Origin of the sequence: Streptomyces sp. NPDC005794 (assembly GCF_042871445.1) — a bacterium.
Lineage (GTDB): Bacteria > Actinomycetota > Actinomycetes > Streptomycetales > Streptomycetaceae > Streptomyces.
In genome coordinates this window covers 337,367-352,403 of the sequence record NZ_JBIAIN010000002.1, presented here as the reverse complement: position 1 = coordinate 352,403, position 15,037 = coordinate 337,367, and the positions used below count along the sequence as shown (strand labels likewise).

Genomic DNA, 15,037 nt, shown 5'->3' with positions numbered 1-15,037 from the left:
AGCGCTCCGTCCGGCTACGGGTCGCGGCACGCAAGCGGGTCGGGGATCCCACAGCACCGATGCCGTCCCGCAGAGAACGTCCGCCCCTCTCGGCGGAGCCGAGCAGCACATGCCGGAGCTCGGTCATAGGTAAAGAACAGGCCGATCTTCTGCTGCGCCAGACCGGCCCTATACACCACCGGATCCGGGCATTTGGACAATGACACTGGAACAAAGATTAGCAAAGTGGGCATTCGATCGAAGTCATCGAGCCCTGTTTTCCGGACGCGAAAAAAGCTGCCTCTTTGCACCTGGGCATGCCTCACCGACCATGGCTGTGACGCCCGGTTCAGCCGATGCTGTTGAGCACGCCGCTCACATTGAGTACTTCGTGACAGTTCTGCGCACGACGTCCCGTAGCCGGTGTGCCCGGCTTTGCGCAGGTCACCCGGGCTGTCACCGTGTCGTTCTCGGTGATCCTGATGGGGGTGACCCAGTGGTAGTCCTGATTGCGGAAGGTCTCCAGCGCGATCGTGGTGATCTTGCGTTCACCGAAGTCGATGGTCAACACCCCTTCGTCGCCTTGGAAGTTCGCGACGACGATGTCGGTTATCTCGAACACCTTGCCCGCAGGCACCTTGTACGTGCCGGTCTTCTCCGACCCCTGGGTTGTCTGCAGGTCGATGGTGGCCGAGCTCTGCTGGTCGCCCGCGCCGCCGGTGCCCGTACCATCCCCGTCCCCACCCGTGCCCGTGCCCGGCTTGGCGCTCGAACCGCCGCCACCGGGCTGTTCGCCGGCACCGGCCTCCTGGCCGGGGTCGCCGGCACCGCCCGGTGTCGGCCGGGCCTGGACGACGGCATCCGCCGCCGCTTCCTTGGCCGCACTGCGCACGGTGGGCCGCACCAGGGCGAACCAGGCGAGCAGCAGTGCGAGGATCGCGGCGAGCACGACGAGCAGCCACTTCGGGAAGATCGGTATCTGGACGAACTCAGCGTCCAGCGGCGCCCGGTCGCCGCCCGGGGCCTCGGCGGGCTCCGGCCGTTCACCGGCCTGGTCCGTCTCGGTGACCGCGACGGTGAAGGGCAGGACCATCGGGCTGCCGAACCATACCGGCGACCCGGTGCGCACCCGCAGTCCCACGTCAGCCGACTCGCCCGGTTCCAGCTTCCGTACCGTCGGCCGGAAGGCGAACCGGAGCTCCTCACCCGGCTGTGCGGGCTCGAAGCCCACCTGGACGGGGGAGTTGCCCTCATTGCGCAGCGCCAGCCGGTACCGGCCGCGCAGCCAGCCACGGCGGCGCCGAGGGGCGATCTCGGTGCGCAGCTGCCGGAACGTCTCGATGCGCACGACGGTCTCGGGGACCCGTACCGCCTCAGGGTGTTCGGTGGGCAGCACCCGGACCGCGAGGGGCACCTCACCGGCCGTCACCTCCGGTGTGCGCGGCGGGTCCAGACGGATCGTCACCGTTTCCGACGTGCCCGGGTAGAGGGAGACACGCTCCGGCTCCACGGTGGCCCATGCGGCGCAGTCGCCGATGACCTCCAGGCGGTACGCCTCGACGATGTCGCTGTCGTTGCGAACGGTCAGGCTGGTGGACGCGGTACCGCCGGGCGTCACCGACACCTCGGGGATGTCGAGACCAGGGGCGCCGGGGCTGGGGGAGGCTGTTGGAGACGTCACGGCGGCAACGCTACGAGGGCTCATCCGGCCTCCACGAGAGGCACAGGGGCAACGCACCGGGCAGCGGCCATGCCCCTGAGAGCTGTGTTCAGCTCACCTTCCGATGAGCTTTCTTGACCTGCGTGCCGACAGCGACGGGCCGAACGGGCGCCTGTCATCGGCTCTGCGGCACCACCGTTCCCGCAGGGGCAACCCGCCCCGCACCCCCGCCCCACACCCCCGCCATGCATGAGAAACAGGTACAGACACCCATGCCCAGCCCTCGCGTGAGCAGTCCCGCCTCTTCCTCCACCTCGCCGCAGCAGCCACCCGCCCCTGACCGGACCACACGCTGGACGACTCCCCCCGTCCGGCGCGAGCGCGTCTCCGTGGCCGTCTACGCACCCGATCCGATTCTGCACGTCGGGGTCGTCCAGCCTCTGCGTCAGCGGCCCGAGATCGACTTGAAGGACGTTCCCGACGCCGACCAGGCGCAGGTGTCCCTCGTCGTCGTGGACTCCGTGGACAACGAGACGGCCGCCCTGCTCAACCGATTACGGCACAACACCAGGACGCGCACCGGCCTCGTGGTCGGCACCTTCGAGTCCGGGGACGCACTGCAGCGCGCCATCGACTCCGGTGTGGCGGCGGTGCTGCGGCGCGCCGAGGCCGACCAGGACCAGCTGCTGCGCCTGGTCCTGGCGATAGCCAACGGCGAGGGCGTCCTCCCCGGAGATCTGCTGGCGAAGCTGCTCAGCCACGTGGGCAGTCTCCAGCGCTCGCCCCTCGACCCGCGCGCCGTGTCTCTGTCGACTCTGACCTCACGCGAGGCGGAGATGCTGCGTCTGGTGTCGGACGGCCTGGACACCGCGGAGATCGCCCGGGAGACCTCGTTCTCCGAACGCACGGTCAAGAACGTGCTCCACGAGGTCATCACACGGCTGCAGCTGCGCAATCGTGCCCACGCCGTCGGTTACGCGCTGCGCAACGGTTTGATCTGACCTTCGGGCGGCTCCCCGACAGCCCTCAGGCCGCCCCGCCCCTGCCCGAAAGCGCACCGGACGTTTCCCCCGGGTGCGTCCCGTCGGACCTGCTCCGCCAAGGCCGACGGGACGCAGGATGACGGGCGTATGTGCGACGGCGGCATTCGGACAGTGAGGTGGGCCGTGAACGGCACGGGAGAACGAGGCAGTTGGCGGCATCGCCTGGGGAGATCCAGCATGTCGCTGCTCCTCCTGGTCCCCCTCCTGGCTGCCGCATCGGCCCCAGGCCCTGGCCCCGGCCCCGCCGAGGCCGACGCCGTGGCGGCTGACGCGGCCACCACCCGGATCGCGTACGCCGGTACCCGGCACCGCAGCCTGGGTCGTGTCGCGACGACCACGTCCAGTACGGCTCTGTTCGGCAAGGGGTCGGCCCACCTCGACGTACAACCAGCGGCGCTGGGCGACATGATGGTCTTCGGGAGCCGCCGCGACGAGAAGAATCCGCAGATCTACCTGAGGGCCGCGGACGGGTCGGTACGCCGTCTGACCAGCGGTCGCGACGCGGCACATCCCCGGCTGACGCCGGACGGCCGGGCAGTCGTGTTCGACTCCGCCGAGCCCCGGGCCGGGGGCGGTACCCAGCGCGACCTGTGGCTGGTACGGACCGACGGGACCGGCCTGACCCGGCTGACCGACACTCCCGCGAACGAGGAGAGCCCGACCCTCTCGCCGGACGGGCAGCGCCTGGCCTACTCCAGCGACAGTGATCCGGTCACGGGACAGCAGATCTACGTACGCCCCCTGCGGGGCGGCACCGCCGAACGCGTCACCGGGCCCGCGAACGGCACGGGGAGCGAACCCGCCTGGAACCCGGTGGACGACGACGAGAACAGCGACATCATCGCGTACACCGCGACCGGCTCCGACGGACCGCGCCTGCGCTGGACCGCCGGCGGCGGAGGGGGCGGCGGTCCGCTGCTGTCCGGTGCCCAGGCCGACTGGCAGACCCACGGGGCAGCGTGGCTGCCCGACGGGGACGGTGTGCTGTTCCTGAGCCCGGACCGCACCTGTGACTGCGAGGGCGACTGGGACCATGTGTTCCGGGTGCCGGCCCACTCGGCGCAGACGCCCTCGCTGGTGCTGAGCGAGGATCGCGAGGTCGGGTCGGTCACCTGGCTGGGTCCGCTCGACGGGGGGACGGCGGTGGTGGATCGTACGTCCGCGTCGGGACCTCACGTGGTGACCCTCCAGGACGTGCGGACGGACGGTTCCGACCCCCGTGACCTCGGCCTGACGATCCTCAAGGAGGACCCTGCGGCCGACACCGAGACCGACCCGGCCAAGGACCCGCTGTTCGAGCCCGCCGCCGGGTACGACCCGTGGACCGAGCGGCAGAACTACACACCCGACGGCCGGCGGATCGTGGTGACCCGTTTCGAGGACACGTCCGAGGGACGGATCGAGCAGATCTGGACCGTGAACGCCGACGGCTCGAACGCACGGCTCCTGCCGCTCGCGGGACGCGGGGCCGGGGACTGGGACACCGACCCGACGTTCTCTCCCGACGGCACGCTCCTCGCGTTCACACGCACGTCGCCCGGTGGTGTCGGCGACGCGGCCGGGCCCAGCCGCATTCTGATCGCGGATGCCGTCACCGGCGAGCTCCGCGACGAAATCACCCCGCCCGCCGGGGAGGTCCGAGGGGGCGACGCCCAGCCCACCTGGTCCTCCGACGGCACCACCTTGGCCTTCACCCGCGAGCAGGTGATCGAAGGGGGTGGCGGCAACAAACACATCTGGACCGTGCCGGTGGACCGTCTGGACCGTCTGGACGAGCAGGACGATCTGAGCGCGGCCGACTGCCCCGGCGCCTGCGAGGTGATCGACGACAGTCCGGCCTTCTCGCCGGACGGAACCACGATCGCCTTCAACCGGAAGAACGGCGCCGGCCGAGTGGACGAGCGCAACGGCATCCTGCTCACCTCGGTGGAGGGTGACGACTGCCGCGTCCTTCTGCCCGACGCCGCACGCGGTCTGCCCGGTGCCTGCGGCCGCCGGCTTCCCGACACCACGGCCTCCGGGCCGTACCAGCCCCGGGACGCCGCGTGGACTGCGGACGGCCGGAGCCTGGTGCTCAGCTCCCGCGCCCAGGCGGCCACGAACAGCCCGGAGAAGCTGCAGCTGGTGGATGTGGACTCGGGTGCCATGACGCCGCTCACCCACACACTGCCGGGCCGTCAGAAGGAACCGAGCGTGCAGCAGTCCGTGGATCTCGCGGTGCGGGCGCCCGATACGTCCGGGGAGATCGCTGTCGGCCGTACCGGCACGCTCCAGGTCGACGTCGTCAACCACGGCCCCGCCGCCTCCCCCGGCACCCGGCTGACCGTCGCCCCGCCCCCGGGCGTCGGCGTCACGGGGCTATCCGCCCCCGGCGGCGACTGCGACGCCGCCGCCCTGACCTGCGACCTGGGTGTGGTCCCGCCCGGTGACACCGTCCCCGTGACCGTGACCCTCACCGGTGTCACGCCGGGCGATCAGCCGGTCGACTGGTCGGTCACCGGCGCCGTGCTCGACCCGAATCCCAGCGACAACGCCGACCGGACCACGGTGCCGGTGGGCGAGGCACCCGAGCCGCCCGGCCCCACACCGGGCCCGACCCCGCCCACGACCGGGCCTCCGGCCCCGCCGCCGCCCCCGCCTGCCGAGCCGCCTGCTCCGAAGGCCGGACCGGGCGTACGCGTCACGACGCAGCCGAACCCCGGTTACGTCGGCGGCCGAGTCGTCGTCACGTACACGGTCCGCAACGGCCGCAACGCACTGGCCACCGGTCTGCGCCTGCGCCTCGGTCTGCCCGCGGGGGTACCGAACAACGGGCCGCCCGCGGGCTGCGACACCAACTGGGTGTGCGCGTTGCCCGATCTGGCGCCGGGCGCTCGCACCGGGCTCCAGGTCGTGCTCAGCCCGAGGAAGGCGCTCACCGCTCGGGTCACCGGCGAACTGACGACGACCGGCACGGACGCCGACCTCGGCGACAACACCGCCCGGCAGCGGCTGAGCATCCTGCAGCCGCGGATCGTCGCGGTGCCGCCGATCGGCAAGCCCGGCTTCGTGACCTCGGTGCGCGGCGAGGACTTCCCGCCCGGCGTGCCGGTGCGGTTCCGCTGGAAGCCGGGGATCACCGCCGCGGCGGCACCGACCGTACCGATGCCGGACGGCACGTTCATCGGCCAGTTGCTCATCCTCGCCAAGGACGCGACGGGCCCCCGCGTGATCACCGCGAGCGGCCCCGGTTTCTCGCCGGTGAAGACGGACTTCCTGGTGGTCAACGGCAGCGTGCAGCCGCCGTACGGGGTGACGCGCCGGTGATCCACGAGGTGGACGAGGCGCTGCGGCGTCTGCTCGGCGAGTCCGGGCTCACGGCATCGGGCATCGAGGTGGTCTTCGACGCGCCCACCAGCGACTGGGCGGCCCGTCGCAGCGCCCCCACGGTCTGCGTGTTCCTGTACGACATCCGCGAGGACAACTCGCGGCGCGGCAGCAGCGCGGGCGAGGTGTACGACGCGGACGGGTTCGTGGTCATGCGCCGCGCCCCCGCGCGCTGGTTCGAGCTGACGTATCTGGTCACCGCGTGGGCGGGCCGGCCGCAGGACGAACACCGTCTGCTCTCCCAGGTGCTGGCCTGCCTCGTCTCGACCGACACCCTGGCGCCGGACCTGCTGACCGGTTCGCTCGCCGAACTCGGCCTCATCGTGGGCCTGGACGCGGGCGGCACCGGGCTCGACGCCCCTGCCGCGTCCGACGTGTGGTCCGCCCTCGGCGGGGAGCTGAAACCTTCGCTCGGGGTACGGGTCCGTGCCCCGCTGGCCGGTATCCGGGAGGTCGCCGCCCCGCCGGTCACCGAAGGGCTGACCGTCCGCTCTGTGCCGCGGGCCGACCCGGACGACACGGAGCCGGCCCGCCGCCTGCGCTACACCGAAGTGAGCGATCCGGGCCCGAACGGCTTCGGGGGCTCCAGAGAACGGCAGCCGGCTCCCGCGCGGCGCCGACGACGAGGAGACCGGCAGCCGTGACGTACACCGTGGAGCCGACCACCCCGCCGGACGAGGACCGCGTTCCCTTCCTGTGGCAGCGGCTGCAGGTGGTGGAGGATCGGGTGCGGCGGACGGTCGCGGCCAGGCGGGCCGTTGATCCCGACCCGGACGACCCCTACCGGGGCCAGTACCTCACTCCCGACGCGGTCGCCCGGATCCTCGACGAGCCGGGCGGACTCGGCCTGCCCGCGCTGACGTCCGCAGATCCGCCGCCCGGGTCCGTCCTGGAGCGCCTGGCCCGGGTCTTCGGACTGTCACCACTGGATGTGGATCTGCTCCTGATCGCCGTGGCACCGGACCTGGACTCCCGGTTCGAGCGGCTCTACGGCTATCTCAACGACGATCTCACGCGCCGACGTCCCACGGCCGGCCTCGCACTGGAACTGTGCGGGCACACGGGGATGTCCTCCGGCCGGTTCCGACTCTCCCCCGGTGCGCCGCTGCTCGCGGGCGGTCTGGTGGAGGTCACCGAGCCCGACCGGCCTCCGCTGTCGAGGGTGCTGACGGTTCCCGACCGGGTCACCGGGCATCTCCTCGGCAGTTCCGCACCCGACGTACGACTCCTGGACGTGCTCGGTGCGGACACCGTCGATCCGGCCCTCGACCCGGCGCTGGTCCGGCGGGCCGCAGCCGCGGCCCGCACCGGTCATGTGCACCTGCGGGCCGTCGGCGGCGCCCCCGAGGGCCTGGCGGGAGCCGCTCTGCGCGCGTCCGGACGTCCCCCTCTGGTCCTGGACGCGGCGGCGCTGGCCCGACGCGCAGGTGACCTGCCCGAGCTGGCGCGGGCGGCTGCCCTCGATGCACGCCTGTCAGGTACCGGGGTGGTCATCGGCCCGCTGGACGTGCTGCCCGACAAGCCCTCCGAGCGGGCACACATGCTGCGCACGCTGTGCTCGGCACTGTCGGGGAACCCCCTGTTCACGTACGGCTCGGACGGCTGGGATCCGGCATGGGCGGCCCGTACGCCCGTAACCCTGACGGTCGGTCCCCCCTCTCCCGACCAGCGGGTCTCGCGGTGGCGGCACGCACTGGAGGCTGCCACCGACGGCGGGCAGCCGGTGGAGGACGCCGACGTGCTCGCCCGGTCCGTGGCCGCGCACCGCCTGGACGCAGGGCAGTTGCGGCGTGCCGCCGACGTGGCCGGCCGCACGGCCGCTCTCGCCGGCCGACCGGTCGGTCCCGACGATCTGCGCGCCGCTGTGCGGGCGCAGAACGGGGCGGGTCTGGCCCGGCTGGCCCGGCGGGTGCAGCCCGCGGTGGGCTGGGACGACCTCGTGCTGCCGCCGCAGACCCACCGCGGGCTGCGTGAACTCGCCGTGCGCGCCCACCATCGCGACCAGGTACTCGGCGGGTGGGGCATGCGGCCGGGCGGTGGCCGGGGCCGTGGCGTGATCGCCCTGTTGGCAGGCGAGTCGGGCACCGGCAAGACGATGTCCGCCGAAGTCGTGGCCGCCGATCTCGGCATGGACCTGTACGTGGTGGACCTGTCCACGGTCGTCGACAAGTACATCGGGGAGACCGAGAAGAATCTGGAGCGGATCTTCACCGAGGCGTCGGCCATCAACGCCGTACTGCTGTTCGACGAGGCCGACGCGATCTTCGGCAAGCGCTCGGACGTGAAGGACGCGCGTGACCGGCATGCCAACATCGAGTCGGCGTACCTGCTGCAGCGTATGGAGTCGTTCGACGGGATCGCCGTCCTGACCACCAATCTGCGCGCCAACCTGGATGAGGCGTTCACCCGGCGCCTGGACATCGTGGCGGACTTCCCGATGCCCGACACGGCCCAGCGGCTGGCCCTGTGGGAACGGTGTCTGGGCGAGCGGCTGCCGCGCGCCGACGATCTCGATCTCGGCTTCTGCGCGGACCGTTTCGAACTGGCCGGCGGCTCGATCCGGGCGTGCGCGGTGACGGCCGCCTACCTGTCGGCCGAGTCCGGCACTCCGTTGACCATGCGTCAGGTGGTGTCCGCGGTCGCCCAGGAGTACCGCAAGCTCGGCCGGCTGGTGCTCGATGTCGAGTTCGGCCCCTACCTGGCGCAGGTCACCGGCGTCTGAGCTGCACCCAGGGCCCCGGGGCACGCGTCCGGACGGGCAGGGCGATTGCCCTCGGCAGGGCCCGAAGTCCTCTGCCGTCACCGCGGACCGGCGGAAAGGCTGAGCGGGACCCCGACCGCAGGACAGCGAAGGAGCGAGCATGCCGACGTACCTCACCCCAGGTGTGTACATGGAGGAGGTGCAGTCCGGTGCTCGCCCCATCGAGGGGGTCGGCACCGCCGTCGCCGCTTTCGTCGGCTTCGCCGAGGACGGCCCGTTCCACGCACCGACGCTGGTCACCAGCTGGGACCAGTACACCCTGCAGTTCGGCGGCTTCACCCAGGGCACCTATCTGCCGCACGCCGTTTACGGGTACTTCGCCAACGGCGGCGGCTCCGCGTACATCGTCCGCGTCGGGGGATCCCCGGACGACACGTCCGCCCCCGCCGTCACCAGTTCCGCCGCACCGCAGAACGAAGTACCGCCACCGGTGGAACTGGGCGGCTTCCTCATCGCTGCCCGGCCCGGCGTGAGCGATGTGTCCGTGGAGATCGCCGAGCCCGAGGGGGAGAGTCCGCCCGAGGACCGCTTCAGGGTGCTGGTCCGCCTGGGCGACCAGGTGGCCGAGACCTACGACGCCTCCACCCGCAAGAACATCAAGGGCTACCTCCCCCAGCAGGCCCGCGCCTCGAAGCTGATCGAGGTCACGGAGCAGCGCGGCGCGACCCAGAGCAGGCCATCGGCGCAGACGGTGGCGGTCCCCGACGCACCGGTGACTCCCGCCTCCGCCGCGTCGGGCGGGCCGGCCCGGTTCGACCCGGCGGAGTACGTCGGCGACGCGGGCGCCCGCACCGGGTTCGGCGGCCTGGAGACCATCGATGAGATCACGATGGTCGCCGTACCGGACCTGATGAGCTCCTACGAGCGCGGCGACATCGACGACGAGGGTCTGCGCACGGTGCAGCTCGCCGTCATCTCGCACTGCGAGCAGATGGGCGACCGAGTGGCGGTCCTGGACACCCCGCCCGGCCTGTCCGCGCAGCAGGTCCGCACCTGGCGCAACGACGAGGCAGGCTACGACTCCCGCTACGCGACCCTCTACTACCCGTGGGTGCGCGTCTTCGACCCGGCCACCGGGCGCAACGCCACCGTCCCGCCCAGTGGTCACATCGCCGGTGTGTGGGCCCGGAGCGACGCCGAACGTGGCGTGCACAAGGCCCCCGCCAACGAGGTGATCCGCGGCGCCGTCGATCTGGCCCTGCGGCTGAGCAAGGGTGAGCAGGACCTGCTGAACCCGATCGGTGTGAACTGCGTACGGGCCTTCCCCGGCCGGGGCATCCGGATCTGGGGCGCCCGTACCCTCTCCTCCGACCCGGCGTGGCGCTATCTGAACGTGCGCCGCCTCTTCAACTACCTGGAGGAATCCATCCTCCTGGGCACCCAGTGGGTGGTCTTCGAGCCGAACGACGACCGTCTGTGGTCGAGCATCCGCCGCAACGTCAGCGCGTTCCTCACCGAGGAGTGGCGACGCGGCGCGCTGTTCGGGCGGACGGCCACGGAAGCCTTCTACGTGAAGTGCGACCGCGACAACAACCCGCAGGAGTCCATCGACCAGGGCCGTGTGGTCTGCGAGATCGGCGTGTCACCCGTCAAGCCCGCGGAGTTCGTGGTGTTCCGGCTCGCCCAGTTCTCCGACAGCACCAGCCTCGTCGACGAGTGAGCCACGGCTCCGCCATCCGGCCCGGGCACCTCCGGGCCAAGCGAATACAGGAAAGGTGACTGACAGTCATGGCAGAGGGCGATGCTCTTTCCACCCACATCTTCGGTGTGCAGCTCGGCGGCTACCTGGTCGAATCGATCCAGGAGATCAGCGGACTGACCGTCGAGGAGGAGGTCGTCGAGGTCCGGCAGGTCAGCGCGGAGGGCAAGCAGATCATCCGCAAGCAGCCGGGTGCCCGCCAGGCCGGTGAGATCACGATCACCCGGGGACTCGACCAGAGCAGCGAGTTCACCAAATGGATCAAGGAAACCCTCAACAACGGGGCCGTGGACACAGCGCGGCAGAACCTCACCATCGAGATCAAGGACTCCACCGGGGAGACGGTCCGCCGCATCCAGCTGATGCAGGGCTGGGCCTCGAAGTGGGAGGGCCCCTCGCTCAAGGCGGGCGAATCCTCCGCGGCCACCGAGTCCGTGACCATCGTGTTCGAGGAGATCATCGTCGAATGAGGCGCCGTACGGTCACAGCCGGCAATCTGGACGAGATCCTCCAGGCCACCGCGCCCACAGCGGACGCCGGAGAGGCGGTCCGGCCTCCCCCCGCCGCACCCGCAGCCCGCCAGGACCACGGCCTGCGAACCGAGTTCGAGTTCGAGCTGCCGCGCGGCTACGTCGACGAGACCGGCACCGTGCACCGCCACGGTGCCATGCGCCTGGCGACGGCCCGCGACGAGCTGCGGCCTCAGATCGACCTGCGGGTCAAGGAGAACCCGGCCTACCTGAGCGTGGTGCTGCTCAGTCAGGTGATCACCAGGATCGGGACGGTCACCGATGTGCACGTCGGTGTCGTGGAGCGGATGTACGCGACCGACGTCGCCTTCCTGCAGGACTTCTACCGACGCGTCAACAGTGAGGGACACACCCGTGCGGCCGTCACCTGCCCGCACTGCGAGGGCGGCTTCGAGGTCGACCTCTCGGGTGGGCGCCTGGGGGAATCGTGACGTACGCCCTCCCCCGGCTGTGGGAGGAGATCGCGTACGTCGCCTATCACTTCCACTGGCCGCGCGAGGAGGTCCTCGACCTGACCCATGGCGAACGCCAGAAGTGGGTCACCGAGATCGCCCGCATCAACACCCGTGTGAACGAAGGCGGTTGAGCGCATGACATGGCGGGACAGAGTGCGTCGCGTGCGCCGCGCCGCCGGCCCGTACACCCCGGCCGTCCGGAGCTCGGTCGACGCAGGGGAGCAATCGGACCCTGCCGTGCAGGCGTCCACCGTGCCCGTCGGCTGGGACGGCGGCTGGCGCCGCACCGCCCCGCCGCAACTCACCCTGGCCCGCACTCCCATGGCCGTCAGTGACGGCCTCGCCTTCCGTGCGGGCCTGGCCGCGTGGCGCGACCCGTCGTTCGACACGGGCCTCGCACACGGCCTGCTGGCGTCCGCTCCGGGCGGCCTCATGCACGAGGTCACCCGTCCGGCGACCTCGGCTCCCGCCTCCCACGGCGGAGGCGGCCCGCTGCTGTTGCGCGCGCTGTCGCCCGCCGGGGTGGAGGCCGTGTCCGGTGCGGCAGAGGGCGGTTCGCCGACGCCGGTCCTGCCGGGAGCGCGACATGAGGGCACTGCCCCGACGGGTGGCCCCCGGTCTGCGGCAGCGCGGTTCGACGGCCGTGGGCAGGACACCACCCCCTCGGGCGCCGGCTCCGCAGCCGCTCCCACGCCACCGTGGGAGCGCCCGCAGGTCCAGCGACGCACACGGAACGACGACGGGCCGCCGGACGCCCTGGTGTCCGGCACCGGTGACAGCGGCTCCGCGGACAGGCTCGTACGCGAGCAGCGCGAGACACCGCTGGTACAACGTCGTACACGGAGCGAGAACCAGTCCCCGGGCCCGGCCCCGTCACCCGCCGCCCCTGGCGGCGGGCGCATGGCGAACGGCCCGCAGAACAGGACCGGGACCCCGTCGGCGTCCGGCTCCTCGTTCACAGTGAGCGGACGTCAGCCTGCGGACCGCTCCGATCACACCGCTCCGTTCGCCGCATCCGCGCGAGCCCAGGGGCAACGTGGTCTCGCGTTCGAGCACACCGCCACGGTGCTGGACACCACCGAGCCGGCCGCGCGCACGGCCGCCGTGCGGAGAACCGGCGCGCCGGGCGGCCACGCGGCCCCCGCGCCGAGCCCCCTTCGCTTCCCCCTGGTCCGCCGTGTCGCGGTGGTTCCCGATTCCCACGCCACAGTGACCCCGTCCGGGGTCGCTGCCCCTGTGGACCGCAGGAGGGCGACGTCGCCCGGCCGCACGGCACCACCGCGATCCGGTACGAAGGCCACCGGGGCCGCCGCCGTGCAGCGGGAGTCCGAGCCTGGCCCTTCGGGCTCCGCCGGCCCGGGTACGGGCCGGCCCTCCGTCCGCCCGCGCCCGGTGGGCCGCTCCCTGACCGTCGCCCGGCGCACGGCCGGACCGGTGCGCCGGGTGTCCGTGGTGCGTCCCGCCGCCCCCACGGCAGACGCACGGAGCGGCTCGGCCGGTGCTCCCGCAGCCACCCCCGCGAAGAGCGTGCAGTCCGGTACCGGCACACCCGCCCGACGTGCGCCCGGCCGCCCTCCGCTGGGCGCCCCGCTGCCCGGCCCCCTCCCACCCACCGCAACGGAGTCGCACCCTCGGGGCGCCGCTACGGGCCGGGCGTCCGGCCCCGTGCTGCCCGTCGTGCAGAGGCAGTCGGAGGAATCCACCGACCGGCGGGAGGTGCGGTCCGAGGGCGGCGGGCACAGTGCGCCCGCCGCACCGCCGGTGTCCGGCCCGTCCGCCGGCACCAGCCGGGCCGGCTCGGCACACCGGTCCGCCCCTCAGCAGTCCGGGCCCCGCCGCACCGGGCTGGGGCCGCCCCTCTCCGCGCTGCCGCCGAGCGCCGATCTGCTACCCGGCTCCCGTACCGCGCGCGCTTCCGGACCGGATTCGCGCACCGCCGTGCAGCGCGCCCCGGCGGGCGTGCCGCCCGCTCCAGCCGCACCGGGATCCGCCGGTGTCCCGCATCCGGAGGCACCGTCCACCGGCCGCCCGCGACAGGCCCCCCTGTTGGGGCCGCCCCCGGAGCCGGACGCCGGGAAGGCCGACGGTGCGCCCAGTGCCGGAGCAACCAGCACGCCCGGCTCGTCAGGGGTCCCCGATGCCCTCGTACAACGCCGGACGGCGCACGGCACGGAGCAGCCGGGCAGGTCGCCGGCGCCGCAGGGCACCGGCGTCGGGGACCCGGGCGGCGCCACACGCCATGACCGTCCGGTCCACATGGTCGTCGCACGCGCCGTTGCCGATCCGGAAGCCGGCGCCGGCCCCGTCCCCCAGGCGGCGCCACCGGCACGGCCCACCGTCCGGCTCCTGGCAGCGCGACCGCTCACCACCAGCACCGGGACCGGCAGGGCGGACGCCATCGTTCCTCCCGCTTCCCCCACCCGTTCCCGCCCCGTGGTCGCGGCGCGCTGGCCCCGTGAGGCGGTCTCGGCCGACAGCGGCGGTGCGCCGGCCGGCGGCTCGCGCCCCCCGTACGGCGTCCCGCCGGTTCCGGGGGTCCAGCGCACCCCTGCCGCTGCCACCCCACCGCGTGTCGTACGCCCGGCGCCCGCCGCGCGACCACGCGTGGTGCCGGTGGCCCGCCCGGACGGCTCCGCGCCTGCGCGTCCCCTGCCTGTGACCGCACCACAGTCCCACCTGCCCACCGTCCAACCCTCGGTGGCGGCGCCCTCGAAGCCGGCGGACGCGCTGCGGGCGGCGCCGTCGTCCCCTGCCCCACCGATCGTCCAGCGCGACCCCGGCCCGCCCGCCGGCGGGGAGCACACGGGCGGAGCCGCGACCACCGCCTCACCTGCACAGGGGCTGAAGTCCGCCCCTCAGGGAGCCCGTCACACCGGCTCGCACGACGAGGCGGCACAGATCGCAGGAGCCGATCTGGATGATCTGGCCAGGCGCCTGCTCGACCCGGTGGCCCGCCTGTTGCGCACCGAACTGCGGCGCGGCCGGGAACGGACGGGCAGGCCCTTCGACGGCCGCCGCTGAGAACAACGGACGAGGAACGGACGAGGGACGACGGACTGATGACGGACAACATCTTCGCGACGAGCGTGTTCTTCCGGCTCGCCATCGGCGGAAACGACCTGGGGGCCTTCCACACCTGCTCCGGCATGGGCGCCGAGGTCGAGATGGAGAGCTACGCCGAGGGCGGCAACAACGGCTTCACCTGGCAATTGCCCGGGCGCGTGACCTGGACGAACATCACCCTCACCCGTCCCGTCACGACGGACACGGCCAAGATCGGCCGCTGGCTGGACGAGACGCTGCAGCGGGTGGAGCCCAAGGACGGCGAGATCGTGGCGCTGCGGCCCGACCTGACCCGGATCATCAGCTGGCAGGTGTACGGCATCGTTCCCGTGCGGTGGCAGGGGCCCTCCTTCGACCCGGCCGACTCCCAGGCGGCGGTGGAGACCCTGGAGATCGCCCATCAGGGGTTGACACCGTCCTGAAGCGTCTCATGTTCCGTGCCACAGACAGCAGTTCGCCTCCCTCGCCGTCGTCCGAGCCC

General features: G+C 72.5%; 11 protein-coding genes. 10 read left to right on the top strand and 1 reads right to left on the bottom strand.

Annotation, left to right across the window (positions count from 1 at the left end):
• Positions 1-328: 328 nt before the first annotated feature.
• Positions 329-1,660, bottom strand: coding sequence for a hydrolytic protein (locus ACFYQ5_RS03995; protein WP_389192719.1), 1,332 nt, complete (start codon positions 1,658-1,660; stop codon positions 329-331).
• A gap of 251 nt (positions 1,661-1,911) precedes the next feature.
• On the opposite strand from ACFYQ5_RS03995, the gene ACFYQ5_RS03990 reads away from it, so the two are divergent.
• The 10 genes from ACFYQ5_RS03990 (at position 1,912) to ACFYQ5_RS03945 (ending at position 14,978) form a co-directional block, all read left to right on the top strand.
• Positions 1,912-2,640, top strand: a complete 729-nt coding sequence (locus ACFYQ5_RS03990) for a LuxR C-terminal-related transcriptional regulator (protein ID WP_389192716.1) — start codon at positions 1,912-1,914, stop codon at positions 2,638-2,640.
• A gap of 219 nt (positions 2,641-2,859) precedes the next feature.
• Positions 2,860-5,988 (top strand): hypothetical protein, encoded by a 3,129-nt coding sequence (locus ACFYQ5_RS03985; protein ID WP_389192713.1) that lies wholly within the window; start codon positions 2,860-2,862, stop codon positions 5,986-5,988.
• Positions 5,985-6,692, top strand: a complete 708-nt coding sequence (locus tag ACFYQ5_RS03980) for a DUF4255 domain-containing protein (RefSeq protein WP_389192710.1) — start codon at positions 5,985-5,987, stop codon at positions 6,690-6,692. Before ACFYQ5_RS03985 ends, ACFYQ5_RS03980 begins: the two co-directional genes overlap by 4 nt.
• Positions 6,689-8,770 carry an ATP-binding protein gene (locus tag ACFYQ5_RS03975; protein ID WP_389192708.1) on the top strand — a complete coding sequence of 694 codons (2,082 nt, stop codon included), beginning with the start codon at positions 6,689-6,691 and terminating at the stop codon, positions 8,768-8,770. Before ACFYQ5_RS03980 ends, ACFYQ5_RS03975 begins: the two co-directional genes overlap by 4 nt.
• 139 nt (positions 8,771-8,909) lie before the next feature.
• The gene (locus ACFYQ5_RS03970) at positions 8,910-10,469 is read left to right on the top strand and encodes a phage tail sheath family protein (RefSeq protein ID WP_389192705.1); all 1,560 of its coding nucleotides are present in this window, start codon (positions 8,910-8,912) and stop codon (positions 10,467-10,469) included.
• 68 nt (positions 10,470-10,537) lie between these two features.
• Entirely contained in the window at positions 10,538-10,978 is a 441-nt protein-coding gene (locus ACFYQ5_RS03965) for a phage tail protein (protein WP_389192702.1), read from the top strand.
• A complete protein-coding gene (locus ACFYQ5_RS03960; RefSeq protein ID WP_389192700.1) occupies positions 10,975-11,469 on the top strand; it encodes a hypothetical protein in 495 nt (164 codons plus the stop codon). Before ACFYQ5_RS03965 ends, ACFYQ5_RS03960 begins: the two co-directional genes overlap by 4 nt.
• Positions 11,466-11,624 (top strand): DUF6760 family protein, encoded by a 159-nt coding sequence (locus ACFYQ5_RS03955; protein ID WP_389192697.1) that lies wholly within the window; start codon positions 11,466-11,468, stop codon positions 11,622-11,624. The genes ACFYQ5_RS03960 and ACFYQ5_RS03955 overlap by 4 nt, the downstream gene beginning before the upstream one ends.
• A gap of 31 nt (positions 11,625-11,655) precedes the next feature.
• The gene (locus ACFYQ5_RS03950) at positions 11,656-14,514 is read left to right on the top strand and encodes a hypothetical protein (RefSeq protein ID WP_389192694.1); all 2,859 of its coding nucleotides are present in this window, start codon (positions 11,656-11,658) and stop codon (positions 14,512-14,514) included.
• A 38-nt stretch (positions 14,515-14,552) separates the two neighbouring features.
• On the top strand, positions 14,553-14,978 hold the full coding sequence (locus tag ACFYQ5_RS03945; protein WP_389192691.1) for a phage tail protein: 426 nt from the start codon (positions 14,553-14,555) through the stop codon (positions 14,976-14,978).
• The last annotated feature ends 59 nt before the right edge of the window (positions 14,979-15,037 follow it).